The following is a 17283-nucleotide window of genomic DNA, read 5'->3' as shown; positions in this document are numbered from 1 at the left end:
GCTAGGCACGAAGGGCAGGTGATGGCCGCGTGCGGCGGCCCGGGGGACCCCCGGGCCGCCGCCGGGCCGAGCACAGTGCTTGCATACCTCATTCGACGACTGTTCGCTGTCGTCGTCATGCTGTTGGTCATCATCCTGGTGACCTTCGGGATCTTCTTCCTGATCCCCAAATGGGTCGGTGTCGACCCCGCGACCTACTTCATCGGGAAGCAGGCGGACCCGGCCTCCCTTGAGGGCATCCGGAAGAAGATGGGCCTCGACGATCCCGTCCTCATCCAGTTCGGCAAGTTCCTGTGGGGACTTGTGGCCGGGCGTGACTACGCCAACGGCGTGGACGTCACGCACTGCGCGGCGCCGTGCTTCGGCTACTCGTTCCGCAGCGAGCAGGCGGTCTGGCCGATCCTGACGGACCGGCTGCCGGTGACCCTGGGCCTCGCCGCCGGCGCGGTCTTCATCTGGGTGCTGGTCGGCGTCGGCACCGGCGTGGTCTCCGCCCTCAGGCGGGGTTCCGCGCTCGACCGCGGCCTCATGACCGTCGCTCTGGCGGGAGTCTCGCTGCCGATCTACTTCACCGGCATGCTCGCCGCGGCGGTGGTCGTCTTCAAATTCCATTGGATCGACGGTCAGTACGTCGAACTGAGCGAGAGTCCGACAGGGTGGTTCGGCGGCATGCTGCTGCCCTGGGTCACCCTGGCCTTCCTCTACGCGGCCATGTACGCCCGGATGACCCGCGCCACGATGCTGGAAATCCTCGGTGAGGACTACATACGGACCGCGCGGGCCAAGGGTCTGCGCGAACCGGTGGTCATCGGCAAGCACGCCATGCGCTCCACGATGACCCCGATCCTCACCATCCTCGGCATGGACCTCGGCGCCCTGGTGGGCGGCGCGATCCTCACCGAGACCACGTTCAGCCTGCCCGGTCTCGGCCAGGCCGCGGTGAAGGCCATCTCCGACAAGGACTTCCCGGTGATCCTGGGCATCACCCTGATCGCCGCGATGGCGGTCGTCCTTGCCAATCTGGTGGTGGACCTGCTGTACGCCGTGATCGACCCGCGAGTGAGGCTCTCATGACGGACCTCCCCATCCAGAAGGCCGGCGCCGAGGCGCTCACCGCGCCGAACGAGCCGGTTTCCGGGACGGCGTCCAAGCCCACGGCGTTCCTGGAAGTGCGCGACCTGAAGGTGCACTTCCCGACCGACGACGGTCTGGTGAAGTCCGTCGACGGCCTGTCCTTCCAGTTGGAGAAGGGCAAGACCCTCGGTATCGTCGGTGAGTCCGGCTCCGGCAAGTCCGTCACGTCGCTGGCCATCATGGGCCTGCACCGGGCCGGGCAGTACGGGCGCAACAAGGCCCGGATGTCCGGTGAGATCTGGCTGGACGGCAAGGAACTGATCACGGCCGACCCGGACGAGGTCCGGCGGTTGCGCGGCAAGGACGTCGCGATGATCTTCCAGGACCCGCTGTCCGCGATGCACCCCTACTTCACCGTCGGCGCCCAGATCGTCGAGGCGTACCGGGTGCACCACGACGTGTCCAAGGCCGCGGCGCGCAAGCGCGCGGTCGAGATGCTCGACCGGGTCGGCATCCCGCAGCCGGACAAGCGCGTCGACGACTACCCGCACCAGTTCTCCGGCGGTATGCGGCAGCGCGCGATGATCGCGATGGCCCTGTCCAACAACCCCGATCTGCTGATCGCGGACGAGCCGACCACCGCGCTCGACGTGACCGTGCAGGCGCAGATCCTGGACCTCATCCGGGACCTGCAGAAGGAGTTCGGCTCGGCCGTCATCATCATCACCCACGACCTCGGCGTCGTCGCCGAGCTTGCGGACGACATCCTGGTGATGTACGGCGGCCGCTGCGTCGAGCGCGGCACGGCCGAGAAGGTCTTCTACGAGCCGCAGCACCCCTACACCTGGGGCCTGCTGGGCTCGATGCCCCGCCTGGACCGCGAGCGCACCGAGCGGCTCAACCCGGTCAAGGGCTCGCCGCCGAGCCTCATCAACGTGCCGTCCGGCTGCGCCTTCCACCCGCGCTGCCCGTACGCGGAGCTCACCGACGGCGCCAGCAGCACGGTTGTGCCGGAGCTGCGCGACGTCGGCGCCGGGCACCTCGCGGCGTGCCACCTGCGCACGGCGGACCGGGAGCGCATCTGGACCGAAGAGATTGCGCCGAAGCTGTGAAAGGCCAGGAGATGACGATCCCCCAGCAGCCGACCGCCGAAGGGTCGGACGCCCTGCTCAAGGTGAGCGGCCTGGTCAAGCACTTCCCGATCACCAAGGGCCTGCTGCGGCGCCAGGTCGGTGCGGTCAAGGCCGTCGACGGCATCGACTTCCACGTCAACGCCGGCGAGACCCTGGGCGTGGTCGGCGAGTCCGGCTGCGGCAAGTCCACCATGGGCCGGCTGATCACCCGGCTGCTCGAACCGACCGGCGGGACCATCGAGTTCGAGGGACGGGACATCACACACCTCGGCACGAGCGGTATGCGCCCGCTCCGCCGCGACGTGCAGATGATCTTCCAGGACCCCTACTCCTCGCTCAACCCGCGGCACACCGTCGGCACGATCGTCGGGGCGCCCTTCAAGCTGCAGAAGGTGCAGACGGAGAACGGGGTGAAGAAAGAGGTCCAGAACCTCCTGGAGCTGGTCGGCCTCAACCCCGAGCACTACAACCGCTACCCGCACGAGTTCTCCGGCGGCCAGCGGCAGCGCATCGGGATCGCCCGCGCGCTGGCGCTCAAGCCGAAGCTCGTGGTGGCGGACGAGCCGGTCTCCGCGCTGGACGTCTCCATCCAGGCCCAGGTGGTCAACCTCCTGGACGACCTCCAGTCCGAGCTCGGCCTGACGTACGTGATCATCGCGCACGACCTGTCGGTCATCCGGCACGTGTCGGACCGCATCGCGGTCATGTACCTCGGCAAGGTCGTCGAGGTCGCCGACCGCGAGGACCTCTACACCAAGCCGATGCACCCGTACACCAACGCCCTGCTCTCCGCGGTGCCGGTGCCGGACCCCAAGCGGCGGACCGCGCGCGAGCGCATCCTGCTCACCGGCGACGTCCCGTCGCCGATCGCGCCGCCGCCGGGCTGCCGGTTCCACACCCGGTGCTGGAAGGCGACGGAGGTCTGCAAGACCACCGAGCCGCCGCTGGTCGCCCTGGCCACCGGCCACCAGGTGGCCTGCCACCACCCCGAGAACACCGGTGGGGAGTCCGCTCCGGCACCGGAGGCGGCTACCCGGACCTGACCGGCCTGACCGGCCTGACCGGCCTGACCGGCCCGACCGGCCGCACCGGGCCGCCCCTGCACAATGGGACCGGTGCACACCGAACTGTTCAGCCACTCCGTCCAGCACATACTCGACCTCGCCGGAATCTTCGTCTTCGCGATATCCGGCGCACTGCTCGCCGTACGCAAGAACTACGACGTGTTCGGCATGGCGGTGCTCGCCGAGGTCACCGCGCTGGGCGGAGGGCTGTTCAGGGACCTGATCATCGGGGCGGTCCCGCCGGCCGCGTTCACCGACCTCGGGTCCTTCCTGACCCCGCTGATCGCGACCGCGGTGGTCTTCTTCCTCCATCCGCAGGTGGAGCGGATCAACCCCACCATCAGCGTCTTCGACGCCGCCGGGCTCGGCCTGTTCTGTGTGACCGGCACCACCAAGGCCTACGCGTACGGCCTGAACCTCACCGCCTCCGCCACGCTCGGGCTGGCCACCGCGGTCGGCGGCGGTGTGCTGCGCGACCTGCTCGGCAACGAGGTGCCGTCCCTGCTGCGCTGGGACCGCGACCTGTACGCCGTGCCGGCCATCGCCGGGGCCTCCCTCGTGGCCCTGCTCATCCACTTCGGGTCGCTGACCCCGGCCACCGGCGTGGTCGCCGTCGTGACCGCCTTCGGGCTGCGACTGCTGGCGATGCGCTTCCACTGGCGCGCCCCGCGCGCCTGGCACCGGCGCAGCCGGGCCGAGGAGGACGCCGCCGTGTGAGACGTGCCACGGCGGGTGCCGGACGGTGCTTGTGCGGCCCGGGACCGGGGTTTGACGGGGCGCCGGGGCGGGTCCGGGAGGCCGCCGGACCCGTAGAATCAAGGTCACCATGGCCTACTTCGACCACGCCGCCACGACACCGATGCTGCCGGAAGCCGTGGCGGCGATGACCGCGCAACTCGCCGTCACGGGCAACGCGTCCTCCCTCCACGCGGCCGGCCGAAGGGCCCGGCGCACGGTGGAGGAGTCCCGTGAAGCACTCGCCGCCGCGCTCGGCGCCCGGCCCAGCGAGATCGTCTTCACCGGGGGCGGTACCGAGGCCGACAACCTCGCCGTCAAGGGCCTGTTCTGGGCCCGGCGCGAGGCCGATCCCCGGCGTACGCGCGTACTGGCCAGCCCGGTCGAGCACCATGCCGTGCTGGACGCCGTCGACTGGCTCGCCGAGCACGAGGGCGCGCGTGTGGAGTGGCTGCCCGTCGACGGACACGGGCGCGTGCACGCGGAGGCGCTGCGCGAGGCGATCGCGCGCGACCCGGACGATGTCGCGCTGGCCACGGTGATGTGGGCCAACAACGAGGTCGGCACCCTCATGCCGATCAAGGAACTCAGCGCCGTTGCACGGGAGTTCGACGTGCCCCTGCACTCCGACGCGGTGCAGGCGCTCGGCCAGGCCGAAGTGGACTTCGCGGCCTCGGGACTCGACGCGATGACCGTCACCGCCCACAAGGTGGGCGGCCCCTACGGGGTGGGGGCGCTGGTGCTGCGCCGCGAGGTCGGTCCCGTGCCGCTGCTGCACGGCGGCGGCCAGGAGCGCGGTGTGCGCTCCGGCACCCTGGACGTCCCCGCGGTCGCCTCCTTCGCCGTCGCCGGCGCCCTGGCGGCCGAGCACCGCCAGGAGTTCACCCGGGACGTCGGCGCCCTGCGCGACGACCTGGTCGACCGGGTCCGTACCGCCGTCCCCGACGCGATCCTCAACGGCGACCCCGACCCGCAGGGCCGTCTCGCGTCCATCGCGCACTTCTCCTTCCCCGGGTGCGAGGGCGACTCCCTGCTCCTGCTGCTGGACGCCCAGGGGGTCGAGTGCTCCACGGGCTCCGCCTGCACCGCGGGTGTGCCGCAGCCCAGCCATGTCCTGCTGGCCATTGGCGCCGACCCCGACCTCGCCCGCGGCTCCCTGCGCTTCTCGCTGGGCCACACCTCCACCGCCGCCGACGTGGACGCCCTGGTGACCGCCATCACGCCGGTCGTCGCCCGCGCCCGGAGCGCCGGGCTGTCCTGAGGCGCGCGTATTCTGGACAGCGCTATGACTGACTTCCCCGGTGCACCCACAGGCCCTGGCGACGGGCGTCGCCTCCGTGTGCTCGCCGCGATGAGCGGCGGCGTCGACTCGGCCGTCGCGGCCGCCCGTGCCGCAGAAGCGGGGCACGACGTGACCGGCGTGCACCTGGCGCTGTCCGCGAACCCCCAGTCGTTCCGTACCGGCGCGCGCGGCTGCTGCACCATCGAGGACAGCAACGACGCCCGCCGGGCCGCCGACGTGATCGGCATCCCCTTCTACATCTGGGACCTGGCCGAGCGCTTCCGGGCCGACGTCGTCGACGACTTCGTCGCCGAGTACGCCGCCGGCCGCACGCCCAACCCGTGCCTGCGCTGCAACGAGAAGATCAAGTTCGCGGCGCTGCTGGACAAGGCGATCGCCCTCGGCTTCGACGCGGTGTGCACCGGCCACTACGCCGCGGTCATGGTCAACGACGACGGCAGCCGCGAGCTGCACCGCGCCTCGGACGCCGCCAAGGACCAGTCGTACGTCCTCGGCGTGCTGGACGAGCGGCAGCTGGCGCACGCGATGTTCCCGCTCGGGGACACGCTCACCACCAAGGACGAGATCCGGGCGGAGGCGGCCCGCCGCGGCCTGTCCGTGGCGAAGAAGCCGGACAGCCACGACATCTGCTTCATCGCCGACGGCGACACGCAGGGCTTCCTCGCCCGGCGGCTCGGCACCGCCGAGGGCGACATCCTCGACGAGGACGGCAACCGCCTCGGCACCCACGACGGCGCCTACGGCTTCACCGTGGGCCAGCGCAAGGGCCTGCGGCTCGGCGTCCCGGCCGACGACGGCAAGCCCCGCTACGTGCTGGACATCTCGCCGGTGAACAACACCGTCACCGTCGGCCCGGCCGACGCGCTCGACGTCACGGCGCTCACCGCGATCCGCCCGCGCTGGTGCGGCACCGCCCCCGTCGGGGACGGCCCGCGGGCGTACACCGCGCAGTTGCGCGCGCACGGCGAGGACGTGCCGGTCGTGGCGGAACTGGCCGGTGAGGAGCTGCGCGTCCGCTTCACGGGCGACCCCGTCCGGGGCGTCGCACCGGGCCAGGCGGTCGTGCTGTACGACGGCACCCGCGTCGTCGGCTCGGCCACCATCGCCGCCACGGAGCGCCGGGCAAGGGCCGCCGCATCGGCCTGACCGGCCGATGCGGGAGACTGGCCCGTATGAACATCTGTGTCTTCCTCTCCGCCGCCGACCTGGACGTCCGTTACACCGAACCGGCCCGACGGTTCGCCGAGTTGATCGGCAAGGGCGGCCACACCCTGGTGTGGGGCGGCTCGGACGTGGGCCTGATGAAGGTGGTGGCCGACGGCGTGCAGGAGCACGGCGGACGCCTGGTCGGGGTCTCGGTGGAGTTCCTGGCGGCCAAGACCCGCAAGGGCGCCGACGAGATGGTGATCACGGCCGACCTCGCCGAGCGCAAGGCGCAGCTGCTGGCCCGCGCCGACGCCGTCGTGATCATGGTGGGCGGCACCGGCACGCTGGACGAGGCCACCGAGATCCTGGAGCTGAAGAAGCACGGCCTGCACGCCAAGCCGGTCGTCCTGCTCAACACCGCGGGCTTCTACGATGGGCTCAAGCAGCAGTTCCAGCGCATGGACGCGGAGGGCTTCCTGCCGCTGCCGCTGACCGACCTGGTGTTCTTCGCGGAGGACGAGGTCGCGGCGCTCGCCTGGCTGGAGGAGACCGCGGGCATCCTGTGAGCCCGGGTGATGCGAGCATGGGGCCATGTCGATTCACCTGATCACCGGAGCCGGTTCCGGCATCGGCGCCGCCGTGGCGCGGCGCCTGCTCGACCGCGGCGACGAGCTGTGGCTGCTGGCCCGCAACGCCGGACGCGCCAAGGAGCTGGCCGACAGCTTCCCCGGGGCCCGTACGCTCGTCGGCGACCTGGCCGAGCCCGAGCGGCTGTCGTGGGCCCTGGGCCACCAGGAGCCGCCGGACCGGCTGGACTCCCTGCTGCACGTGGCGGGCGTGGTGGACCTCGCGCCGGTCGGCGAGCTGACCCCGAAGACCTGGAACCAGACGCTCGCGGCCAACCTTGTCGGCCCCGCCGAGCTGACCCGTCTCGTCCTGCCCCAACTGCGGCTCTCCCGCGGCCACGTGGTGTTCGTCAACTCCGGCGCGGGTCTGAACGCCCACGCGCAGTGGGGTGCGTACGCGGCCAGCAAGCACGGACTCAAGGCGCTCGCGGACTCGCTGCGCGAGGAGGAGCACGCCGGCGGGGTGCGGGTCACCTCCGTCTACCCGGGCCGCACCGCGACGCCCATGCAGGTCAAGGTGCACCAGCAGGAGGGCAAGCCGTACGACGCCTCCCGCTGGATCGACCCGGAGTCGGTCGCGACGGCGGTCCTGACCGCCCTGGACCTGCCGCGGGACGCCGAGGTCAACGACCTGACGATCCGCCCGGGAGCCTGACCGGTGGCCATGGGCGAGGAGAAGCGGTTCGTGCTGCACCCCGGCACGGCCACCGGCGTCGGCTCCCTGCCGGGCGGCGACGCGCGCGAGGCGGCGCGCACGGCGACGGGGGCGCTGGAGGCGCTCCCGTTCCTGCCGGAACTGCCCGCGCGCGGACCGGGCGCCGACATGATCGGCCGCACCCTCGGGATGCTGGTCGAGCTGTACGCGCGGGTCGAGCCCAGCGGCTGGCGGTTCGGGGACCGGCCGGGGCGCGACACCCGGCGGGCCAGGGCGTGGCTGGTGGAGGACCTGGACGCGCTGGAGGAGTTCACCCAGGGCTACCGGGGACCGCTGAAGATCCAGGCCGTGGGCCCTTGGACGCTGGCGGCCTCGGTCGAGCTGAAGAACGGCGAGGCGGCCCTGTCCGACCCGGGCGCCTGCCGTGACCTGGCCGCCTCGCTCGGCGAGGGACTGCGGCTGCACCTGGAGGACGTCCGCCGGCGCGTGCCCGGCGCGCAGCCCGTACTGCAGCTGGACGAGCCGTCGCTGACCGCCGTGCTGCGCGGGCAGGTCAGGACGGCCAGCGGCTACCGCACGCACCGCGCGGCCGACCGGGGAGTGGTCGAGGGCGCGCTGCGGGACGTCATGGCGGCCGCCGGCGGTGTCGGTGGCGCCCCGGTGATCGTGCACTCGTGCGCGCCGGACGTGCCGTTCGCGCTGCTGCGCCGGGCCGGGGTGGCCGGGGTGTCGTTCGATTTCTCGCTGCTCACGGAGCGTGACTGGGACGCCTTCGGTGAGGCGGCCGAGGCGGGGACCGCGCTCTTCACCGGTGTCGTGCCGGGCACCGACGCCCCATTGTCCGACCCTGCCGGTAGCGTCAGTGGTGTTCGGGCGCTGTGGCGCAGGCTGGGGCTGTCCCCGGAGGCTCTGGGCACCTCCGTGGCGGTGACGCCGGCCTGCGGTCTGGCAGGGGCCTCCCCGGCCTATGCCCGTGCCGCGCTCACGCACTGCGCGAAGGCGGCACGCTCGCTCGTCGACAACCCAGAGTGAGCCCTGAGTGAGGAAGGACGTGGACGTGGAGAACTCCGAGATCCCCGAGGCCGCCCGGAACGAGGACGTGCCGGCGGAGGCGCGCGAGCTGCACGCCTCGCTGGCCGAGCAGGTCGAGGAGCACCGCTTCCGCTACTACGTCAAGGACCAGCCGGTCGTCAGCGACGCCGACTTCGACAAGCTGCTGCGGCAGTTGGAGGCGCTGGAGGACGAGCACCCCTCGCTGCGCACCCCCGACTCGCCGACGCAGAAGGTGTCCGGTGCCTACGAGACCGAGTTCACCTCGGTCGAGCACCGCGAGCGCATGCTCTCGCTCGACAACGCCTTCACCGAGGAGGAGCTCGACGCCTGGGCGGAGCGGCTGGCCGGCGAACTGGGCCCCCCGGCGGGAGAGGGCGGCGGCTACCACTTCCTGTGCGAGCTCAAGGTGGACGGCCTCGCCGTCAACCTCACCTACGAGAACGGGCGCCTGGTGCGGGCCGCCACCCGCGGCGACGGCCGCTCCGGTGAGGACATCACACCCAACGTCCGCACGATCGCCGAGATCCCCGACCGGCTGGCGGGGGAGCGGGTGCCGGCCCTGGTGGAGATCCGCGGCGAGGTCTTCTTCCCCATGGAGAAGTTCGAGGAGCTCAACGCGCGCCTGGTCGAGGCGGGTGACAAGCCCTTCGCCAACCCCCGCAACGCCGCCGCCGGTTCGCTGCGCCAGAAGGACCCGCGGGTCACCGCGAGCCGGCCGCTGCACATGGTGGTGCACGGCATCGGCGCCCGCGAGGGCTTCACGATCGACTGCCAGTCGCACGCCTACGAGCTGCTGCACGAGTGGGGCCTGCCCACGACCAAGTACGCCCGCGTCGTGGGCACGATCGCCGGGGTCAAGGAGGCCATCGCCTACTACGGCGAGCACCGCCACGACGTCGAGCACGAGATCGACGGCATCGTCGTCAAGGTGGACGAGATCCCGCTGCAGGGCCGGCTCGGCTCCACCGCCCGCGCCCCGCGGTGGGCGATCGCCTGGAAGTACGCCCCGGAGGAGGTCAACTCCAAGCTGGTCGACATCCGGGTCGGCGTCGGCCGCACGGGCCGGGTGACGCCGTACGCCGTGGTCGAACCGGTCACGGTGGCCGGCTCCGAGGTCGAGTTCGCCACCCTGCACAACCAGGATGTGGTCAAGGCCAAGGGTGTGCTGATCGGTGACACCGTCGTGCTGCGCAAGGCCGGCGACGTCATCCCGGAGATCCTCGGCCCGGTGGTGGACCTCCGCGACGGCAGCGAGCGCGCGTTCGTCATGCCCGCCGAGTGCCCCGCGTGCGGCACCCCGCTGCGGCCGATGAAGGAGGGCGACATCGACCTGCGGTGCCCCAACGCGCGGGGCTGCCCGGCGCAGATCCGGGAACGGGTGTTCTACCTGGCCGGCCGCAGATGCCTGGACATCGAGAACTTCGGCTACGTCGCGGCCGCCGCGCTGACCGGGCCGCTGGAGCCCGCCGACCCGCCGCTGCGCGACGAGGGCGACCTGTTCGACCTGACCCCCGAACAACTGCTGCCCATCCGCGCGCATGTGCTCGACCAGAACAGCGGCCTGCCCAAGCGCGACCCGAAGACCGGCGAGGAGAAGGTCGTCTCCGTCTTCGCCAACCAGCAGGGCGAGCTGAAGAAGAACGCCGTGGCGATGCTGGAGAACATCCAGAAGGCCAAGGAGCAGCCGCTCGCCCGCGTCATCGCCGGGCTGTCGATCCGTCACGTCGGCCCGGTCGCCGCCGAGGCGCTGGCCCGCGAGTTCCGCGACCTGGACGCCGTCTTCGCCGCGGACGAGGAGCGGCTGGCCGGCGTGGACGGGGTCGGCGGGATCATCGCGGCCTCCCTCAAGCAGTGGCACGAGGAGGAGTGGCACCGCGAGATCCTGCGCAAGTGGAAGGCGGCCGGCGTCCGCTTCACCGAGGAGGGCTCCGACGAGGGGCCGCGCCCCCTGGAGGGGCTGACCGTCGTCGTCACCGGCACCCTCGCCACGCACACCCGCGACGGCGCCAAGGACCAACTCACCGCCCGCGGCGCCAAGGTCACCGGCTCGGTGTCCAAGAAGACCGACTTCGTGGTGGTCGGTGACAGCCCGGGATCCAAGTACGACAAGGCCGTGCAGCTCAAGGTGCCGATCCTGGACGAGGCCGGGTTCGCCGTCCTGCTGGAGCAGGGCGCCGACGCCGCCCGGGAGGCCACCGTGAACCCCGCGGAATGACGTCCCATCACCACCCGTTCGGCCCATACCAGAACGATCCGGTCGACCGGGATCCAATCGGGCAACCCCCGCCGATCGGTGCCCGTGACAGCCTTTGGCGGCCTACTGTTGAGAGGCGCGCCTTCCGGGCATCAGCCCTGCAGCGGTTCCGCGGCTCCGTGCCGCGGGCAGGGCGTGTGGTTCGACGGCACACGCGGCTGCGAGAGGGACGGGCATGGAACCGACGGACAGCGCCGCACCGGCGCCACGGCTGCGCAGGCAGACCGTGCCGGTGCTGCCCGCCGCGGCGCTGCGCTACGCGGTCGTGGGGGCGGCCACGGCGGCCCTCCTGGTCGGTGTCGTCCGGATGGTGCTGGACGGCGCCGCGTTCTTCCCCGGCGGTGACGTGGGCTGGGCGTTCGCCGTGCTCACCGGGATCATCGTCGGCCACCTCGTGGCGATGGGCCGCGACCGCTGGTGGGGCGGCACGGGCTCCGGCGCCGCCCTGACCCTGGCGATGCTGCTGCTGTACGGCTGGGTGCCCGCGGTGCTGGTCAGCCTGGCCGTCGTCGTGCTCGTCGGCACGGCCCGCCGGCACCGCTGGCGGCAGGCCCTGCTGCACGGCGCGGTGGACATCCTCGGCATCGGCGCGGCCTCGCTCGCGCTGTCCGGCTTCGGCATCCACCCGACGGTCGAGCACCCCTGGCAACCCGCCACGTGGGGGATGGGAGCGATCCCGTCGGTGTTCGGCGCCGCGCTCGCCTACCTGGCTGCGACCCGGACCCTGTTGTGGTACGCCATCGTGCCGCGCGCCGGAGCCCTGCCGACGGTGGCCAGGACCGCCCTGATACGCCAGGGCTTCGTCGGTGTGGCGCTGCTCGGGATCTCCCCGCTGATCATCATCGTGGCGGCCGATCTGCCGCTGCTGCTGCCGCTGTTCGCCGTGCCGCTCATCGCCCTGGACTCCACCTTGTGGATCGCCCACGCGCGCGCCGAGGAGCAGTTGCGCGATCCGCTGACCGGGCTGCCGAATCGTCAGTGGCTGCTGGAACGCACCTGGACGGCACTGGAGGACGCCGACCGCGAGGGCGCGCGGACCGCGCTCGTGCTGATCGACCTCGACAAGTTCCGTTCCGTCAACGACACCCTCGGCCACATGGCCGGCGACCGCCTGCTGCTGCAGATCGCGGACCGGCTGCGGCTGGCGCTGCCGCGCGGCGCGGAGGCCGCCCGGCTCGGTGGGGACGAGTTCGCCGTCCTGCTGCCGACCTGCGACTCGCCCACCCGCGCCCAGCGCATCGCCCGGGCCCTGGTCGCGGCGCTCGGCTCACCGCTCAGTCTCGACGGCCTGACCCTGGTGCTGGAGGCCAGCGCCGGGGTCGCCGTCTTCCCCGACCACGCCTCCGACGCCGAGGGACTGCTGCGCCGCGCCGACGTCGCGATGTACCAGGCGAAACGTGACCGCAGCGGGGTCGAGGTCTACGAGTCCTCCCGCGACGGCAACACACCCGACCGGCTCGGCCTCCTCGGCGACCTGCGCCGCGCCCTGGACCGCGGCGAGGTCGAGCTCCACTACCAGCCCAAGGTGCGCTTCGACGGGCACGTCGCCGGGCTGGAGGCGCTGGTGCGGTGGGTGCATCCCGAGCGGGGCAGGGTGAGCCCGGAGGAGTTCATCGCCATCGCCGAGACCTCCGGGCTGATGCCGCAGCTGACCGAGTACGTCCTGGAGACCGCGCTCGGCCAGGTCGCCCGCTGGCGCGCGATGGGCCTGGACGTGCCCGTCGCCGTCAACGTCTCCCCGCGCGACGTCCACTCGCCGGGCTTCGCCGGTGCCGTCGCCGCGCGCCTGGCCCGGCACGGGGTCCCGCCGGGGGCGCTGCAACTGGAGATCACCGAGCATGTGCTCCTGGACGACCCGCAGCGCGCGGCGGACACGATGGCCGGGCTCACCGGCCACGGCGTGAAGATGTCCCTGGACGACTTCGGCACCGGCTACTCCTCCCTGGTCCACCTCAGGCGCCTGCCGGTGAGCGAACTCAAGATCGACCGCTCGTTCGTCGCCCGCCTCGTGGTCGACGCCGAGGACGCGGAGATCGTGCGCTGCACGATCGACCTCGCGCACTCCCTCGGCCTCCTCGTCGTGGCGGAGGGCGTCGAGGACGACCGGACCTGGGAGCGCCTGCGCGACCTGGAGTGCGACGCCATCCAGGGATGGCTCGTCGCCGCCGCCATGCCCCCGGACGAGGCCACCGCCTGGCTCCGGCTGCGCAGCCACGTCGGCTGGCACCGCCCGGCCGAGCTGGAGGCCGCCACGGAGCGCGCCGCCGTCCCCGACGCCCAGTGACGGTCCCCCCGCGCCCGTGCGGCCTACTGCCCTGCCCCGGGAAACCGGCACGGTGATCCCGCCCGCCGCACGGGCATCACGGGCCGCAGGGACGGCCGCGCGGACCCGCGGACGGCGGCCGGCGCAAACCGTTTCGCCCCCGGGGCGCCCGCGCCCATAGGATTGGGCGCGAAAAGACCGAACTCACCCCCAGAGGATCGCTGCATGCCAGGCATCACGCGCGAGGAGGTCGCCCACCTCGGACGGCTGTCGCGTCTTGAGCTGAAGGACGAAGAGCTCGACCACTTCGCCGGACAGCTCGACGCCATCATCGGCGCGGTCGCCCGCGTCGCCGAGGTGGCCGGCGAGGACGTACCGCCGACCTCCCACCCGCTGCCGCTGACCAATGTCATGCGCCCTGACGAGGTCCGGCCCAGCCTGACCCCGGCGGAGGCGCTGTCCGGCGCCCCCGCACAGGAGCAGCAGCGTTTCAAGGTGCCGCAGATCCTGGGGGAGGACTGATCACGATGAGCGAACTGACCAGGCTCACCGCCGCGCAGACCGCGGCCGCCGTCGCCTCCGGCGAGACCTCCGCCGTCGAGGTCGCCAAGGCCCACCTGGACCGCATCGCCGCGGTCGACGAGAAGGTGCACGCCTTCCTGCACGTGGACACCGAGGGCGCCCTGAAGGCGGCCAAGGCCGTCGACGACAAGCGTGCCGCGGGCGAGAAGCTGGGGCCCCTCGCGGGCGTCCCGCTGGCCCTGAAGGACATCTTCACCACCAAGGGCATCCCGACGACCGTCGGCTCGAAGATCCTCGAAGGCTGGATCCCGCCGTACGATGCGACGCTGACCGCCCGCCTCAAGCAGGCCGGCATCGTCATCCTCGGCAAGACCAACATGGACGAGTTCGCCATGGGGTCCTCGACCGAGAACAGCGCCTACGGCCCGACCGGCAACCCGTGGGACCTCACCCGCATCCCCGGCGGTTCCGGCGGCGGTTCGTCGGCCGCCCTGGCCTCGTTCCAGGCCCCGCTGGCCATCGGCACCGACACCGGCGGCTCCATCCGCCAGCCGGCCGCCGTCACCGGCACCGTCGGCGTCAAGCCGACGTACGGCGGCGTCTCCCGCTACGGCATGGTGGCCTTCAGCTCCTCCCTGGACCAGGGTGGCCCCTGCGCCCGCACGGTCCTGGACGCGGCGCTGCTGCACGAGGTCATCGCGGGCCACGACCCGATGGACTCCACCTCCATCGACGCGCCGGTGCCGCCGGTCGTCGAGGCCGCGCGCCAGGCCGACGTCAAGGGCATGCGGATCGGCGTCGTCAAGGAGTTCGCGGGCGAGGGCTACCAGGCCGGCGTCATGGAGCGGTTCACCGAGTCGGTCGAGCTGCTGCGCGAGCTCGGCGCCGAGGTCGTGGAGCTGTCCTGCCCGTCGTTCCAGTACGCGCTCGCCGCGTACTACCTGATCGCGCCGTCCGAGGCCTCGTCCAACCTGGCCCGCTTCGACGGCCTGCGCTACGGCCTGCGCGTCGGCGACGACGGCACCCGCAGCGCCGAGGACGTCACCGCCCTCACCCGCGAGGCCGGCTTCGGCCCCGAGGTCAAGCGCCGCATCATGCTCGGCACGTACGCGCTCAGCTCCGGCTACTACGACGCGTACTACGGCAGCGCCCAGAAGGTCCGCACCCTGATCTCGCGGGACTTCGAGCGCGCTTTCGGGCAGGTCGACGTGGTGATCTCGCCGACCACCCCGACCACCGCCTTCCCGATCGGGGAGCGCGTGGACGACCCCATGGCGATGTACCTCGCCGACCTGTGCACCATCCCGGCCAACCTGGCGGGCAACTCCGCCATGTCCGTGCCCTGCGGCCTCGCCTCCGAGGACGGGCTCCCGGTCGGGCTGCAGATCATCGCCCCGGCGATGGCCGACGACCGGCTCTACCGTGTCGGTGCGGCCGTCGAGGCGGCCTTCACCGCACGCTGGGGGCACCCGCTGCTGGAGGAGGCACCGATCCTGTGAGCAAGCTCGAGAAGGCCAAGGGCTTCAAGAAGAGCAAGTCCGGCACCTACCTGTCCATCGGCACCACGCTCTTCGGTGCGGTGAGCGTCGCGCGGCAGATGAAGAAGAGCCGCGCCGAGAGCGACACGCTGCTGCTGATCGACGCGGTCGTCAGCGCCGCGGCGATCGCGACCGGCGTCGCCCTGCTGGTCCGCCAGCTGCGGCGGCTCGGCGACGATGACGTGCTGTCATCCTGACGGGGAACTGAGAGGTATCAAGACTGTGACCGTCACGGACCTGGTGTCCTACGAGGACGCGCTCGCGTCCTACGACCCGGTGATGGGCCTGGAGGTCCACGTCGAGCTCGGCACCAAGACGAAGATGTTCTGCGGCTGCTCGACCACCCTGGGCGCCGAGCCGAACAGCCAGGTGTGCCCGGTGTGCCTGGGCATGCCCGGCGCGCTTCCGGCCGTCAACGCGACCGGCGTCGAGTCCGCCATCAAGATCGGTCTCGCGCTCAACTGCGAGATCGCCGAGTGGTGCCGCTTCGCCCGGAAGAACTACTTCTACCCGGACATGCCGAAGAACTTCCAGACCTCCCAGTACGACGAGCCGATCGCCTTCAACGGCTACCTCGACGTGCAGTTGGAGGACGGCGAGATCTTCCGCGTGGAGATCGAGCGCGCCCACATGGAGGAGGACACCGGCAAGTCCACCCACGTGGGCGGTGCCACCGGCCGCATCCACGGCGCCTCGCACTCGCTGCTGGACTACAACCGGGCCGGCATCCCGCTGATCGAGATCGTCACCAAACCGATCGAGGGCGCCGGCGAGCGCGCGCCCGAGGTCGCCAAGGCGTACGTCACCGAACTGCGCGAGCTGATCAAGGCGCTGGGCGTCTCCGAGGCCCGCATGGAGATGGGCCAGATGCGCTGCGACGTCAACCTGTCGCTGCGCCCCATCGGCCGGGAGAAGTTCGGCACCCGCAGCGAGACCAAGAACGTCAACTCGCTGCGCAGCGTCGAGCGGGCCGTCCGCTTCGAGGTCCAGCGGCACGCGGCGGTGCTCTCCTCCGGCGGCACGATCGTCCAGGAGACCCGGCACTTCCACGAGGACACCGGCTCCACCACCTCCGGCCGCATCAAGGAGGAGGCGGAGGACTACCGGTACTTCCCGGAGCCCGACCTCGTCCCCGTGGCGCCGGCCCGGGAGTGGGTCGAGGAGCTGCGGGGCGGCCTGCCGGAGCTGCCGCGGGTGCGCCGTATGCGCCTCCAGGAGGACTGGGGCATCTCGGACCACGAGATGCAGTCGGTGCTCAACGCGGGCGCGATCGACCCGATCGTCGCCACCATCGAGGCCGGGGCCGACGCGGCCTCCGCCCGCAAGTGGTGGATGGGCGAACTGGCCCGCCGCTCCAACGAGGACGGCGTGGAGCTGACCGCCCTGCCGATCACCCCGGCCCAGGTGGCCCGGGTGGCGGCGCTGGTGGCCGAGGGCTCGCTCAACGACAAGCTGGCCCGTCAGGTCATCGAGGGCGTGCTGGCCGGCGAGGGCGGGCCGGACGAGGTCGTCGACAAGCGCGGACTGAAGGTCGTCTCGGACGAGGGCGCGCTCGGCGCGGCCGTCGACGAGGCCATCGCGGCCAACGCGGCGGTCGCCGACAAGATCCGCGGTGGCAACCTGGCCGCGGCCGGCGCGCTCATCGGCGCCGTCATGAAGATCACCCGCGGCCAGGCGGACGCCAAGCGCGTGCGCGAACTGGTGCTGGAGAAGCTCGGCGTGCAGGGCTGATCCCGGCGCGGCCGGCATGACCGGCGCGGCGGCGCAGGAAGGGGCGGGCTCCCGTTTGACGGGGGCCCGCCCCTTCGGCTTTGTCACGGGTCCGCCGGAGATAAGGCCGCGATAAATTCCCCTGGGGCCATGTGATTCGAGGCACGAAAGCGGCCAACGATCTCCTCTTCCTGCTTCAGTCGAAGA

Annotated in this window: 15 protein-coding genes; all 15 read left to right on the top strand. The window is 71.9% G+C overall.

From position 1 onward, the window contains the following. Nucleotides 1-75 precede the first annotated feature (75 nt). Entirely contained in the window at nt 76-1074 is a 999-nt protein-coding gene (locus ABZ883_RS24995) for an ABC transporter permease (RefSeq protein ID WP_360909655.1), read from the top strand. After that, entirely contained in the window at nt 1071-2186 is a 1116-nt protein-coding gene (locus tag ABZ883_RS24990; protein ID WP_360909653.1) for an ABC transporter ATP-binding protein, read from the top strand. The genes ABZ883_RS24995 and ABZ883_RS24990 overlap by 4 nt, the downstream gene beginning before the upstream one ends. A gap of 11 nt (nt 2187-2197) precedes the next feature. Then, the gene (locus tag ABZ883_RS24985; protein ID WP_360909651.1) at nt 2198-3250 is read left to right on the top strand and encodes a dipeptide ABC transporter ATP-binding protein; all 1053 of its coding nucleotides are present in this window, start codon (nt 2198-2200) and stop codon (nt 3248-3250) included. A 72-nt stretch (nt 3251-3322) separates the two neighbouring features. After that, on the top strand, nt 3323-3988 hold the full coding sequence (locus ABZ883_RS24980) for a trimeric intracellular cation channel family protein (RefSeq protein WP_360909649.1): 666 nt from the start codon (nt 3323-3325) through the stop codon (nt 3986-3988). A gap of 109 nt (nt 3989-4097) precedes the next feature. Then, on the top strand, nt 4098-5267 hold the full coding sequence (locus ABZ883_RS24975; protein ID WP_360909647.1) for a cysteine desulfurase family protein: 1170 nt from the start codon (nt 4098-4100) through the stop codon (nt 5265-5267). Nucleotides 5268-5291: 24 nt separating this feature from the next. Next, nucleotides 5292-6455: a tRNA 2-thiouridine(34) synthase MnmA gene (mnmA, locus tag ABZ883_RS24970; RefSeq protein WP_360909645.1), complete on the top strand. Its 1164-nt coding sequence runs from the start codon at nt 5292-5294 to the stop codon at nt 6453-6455. A 26-nt stretch (nt 6456-6481) separates the two neighbouring features. Continuing rightward, entirely contained in the window at nt 6482-7021 is a 540-nt protein-coding gene (locus ABZ883_RS24965; RefSeq protein ID WP_360909643.1) for a TIGR00730 family Rossman fold protein, read from the top strand. A 25-nt stretch (nt 7022-7046) separates the two neighbouring features. Then, complete coding sequence (locus ABZ883_RS24960) at nt 7047-7736, top strand: SDR family oxidoreductase (protein ID WP_360909641.1); 690 nt, start codon at nt 7047-7049, stop codon at nt 7734-7736. Between the two features lie 9 nt (nt 7737-7745). Next, nucleotides 7746-8768, top strand: coding sequence for a methionine synthase (locus ABZ883_RS24955; protein ID WP_360909936.1), 1023 nt, complete (start codon nt 7746-7748; stop codon nt 8766-8768). Between the two features lie 7 nt (nt 8769-8775). Then, on the top strand, nt 8776-11004 hold the full coding sequence (gene ligA / locus ABZ883_RS24950; protein WP_360909639.1) for an NAD-dependent DNA ligase LigA: 2229 nt from the start codon (nt 8776-8778) through the stop codon (nt 11002-11004). A gap of 214 nt (nt 11005-11218) precedes the next feature. Then, nucleotides 11219-13327, top strand: coding sequence for a bifunctional diguanylate cyclase/phosphodiesterase (locus tag ABZ883_RS24945; protein WP_360909637.1), 2109 nt, complete (start codon nt 11219-11221; stop codon nt 13325-13327). A 204-nt stretch (nt 13328-13531) separates the two neighbouring features. After that, nucleotides 13532-13828, top strand: coding sequence for an Asp-tRNA(Asn)/Glu-tRNA(Gln) amidotransferase subunit GatC (gatC, locus tag ABZ883_RS24940; protein ID WP_319659825.1), 297 nt, complete (start codon nt 13532-13534; stop codon nt 13826-13828). A gap of 5 nt (nt 13829-13833) precedes the next feature. After that, nucleotides 13834-15327, top strand: coding sequence for an Asp-tRNA(Asn)/Glu-tRNA(Gln) amidotransferase subunit GatA (gene gatA / locus ABZ883_RS24935; RefSeq protein ID WP_360909635.1), 1494 nt, complete (start codon nt 13834-13836; stop codon nt 15325-15327). Beyond that, nucleotides 15324-15563 (top strand): hypothetical protein, encoded by a 240-nt coding sequence (locus ABZ883_RS24930; protein WP_360909633.1) that lies wholly within the window; start codon nt 15324-15326, stop codon nt 15561-15563. The genes gatA and ABZ883_RS24930 overlap by 4 nt, the downstream gene beginning before the upstream one ends. Next, on the top strand, nt 15544-17097 hold the full coding sequence (gatB, locus tag ABZ883_RS24925) for an Asp-tRNA(Asn)/Glu-tRNA(Gln) amidotransferase subunit GatB (protein WP_360909631.1): 1554 nt from the start codon (nt 15544-15546) through the stop codon (nt 17095-17097). The genes ABZ883_RS24930 and gatB overlap by 20 nt, the downstream gene beginning before the upstream one ends. Nucleotides 17098-17283 lie beyond the last annotated feature (186 nt).

The organism is Streptomyces sp. NPDC046977, from assembly GCF_040644455.1.
Taxonomy (GTDB): domain Bacteria; phylum Actinomycetota; class Actinomycetes; order Streptomycetales; family Streptomycetaceae; genus Actinacidiphila.
The sequence above is the reverse complement of the archived record's forward strand: the minus strand, read 5'-3'. Positions and strand labels throughout refer to the sequence as shown.

Coding starts and splice junctions, on each gene's coding strand:
- ABZ883_RS24990 (WP_360909653.1), top strand. CDS start 1,071: ATGACGGACCTCCCCATCCAGAAGGCCGGCGCCGAGGCGCTCACCGCG.
- ABZ883_RS24985 (WP_360909651.1), top strand. CDS start 2,198: ATGACGATCCCCCAGCAGCCGACCGCCGAAGGGTCGGACGCCCTGCTC.
- ABZ883_RS24975 (WP_360909647.1), top strand. CDS start 4,098: ATGGCCTACTTCGACCACGCCGCCACGACACCGATGCTGCCGGAAGCC.
- mnmA (WP_360909645.1), top strand. CDS start 5,292: ATGACTGACTTCCCCGGTGCACCCACAGGCCCTGGCGACGGGCGTCGC.
- ABZ883_RS24965 (WP_360909643.1), top strand. CDS start 6,482: ATGAACATCTGTGTCTTCCTCTCCGCCGCCGACCTGGACGTCCGTTAC.
- ABZ883_RS24960 (WP_360909641.1), top strand. CDS start 7,047: ATGTCGATTCACCTGATCACCGGAGCCGGTTCCGGCATCGGCGCCGCC.
- ABZ883_RS24955 (WP_360909936.1), top strand. CDS start 7,746: ATGGGCGAGGAGAAGCGGTTCGTGCTGCACCCCGGCACGGCCACCGGC.
- ABZ883_RS24945 (WP_360909637.1), top strand. CDS start 11,219: ATGGAACCGACGGACAGCGCCGCACCGGCGCCACGGCTGCGCAGGCAG.
- gatC (WP_319659825.1), top strand. CDS start 13,532: ATGCCAGGCATCACGCGCGAGGAGGTCGCCCACCTCGGACGGCTGTCG.
- gatA (WP_360909635.1), top strand. CDS start 13,834: ATGAGCGAACTGACCAGGCTCACCGCCGCGCAGACCGCGGCCGCCGTC.
- gatB (WP_360909631.1), top strand. CDS start 15,544: ATGACGTGCTGTCATCCTGACGGGGAACTGAGAGGTATCAAGACTGTG.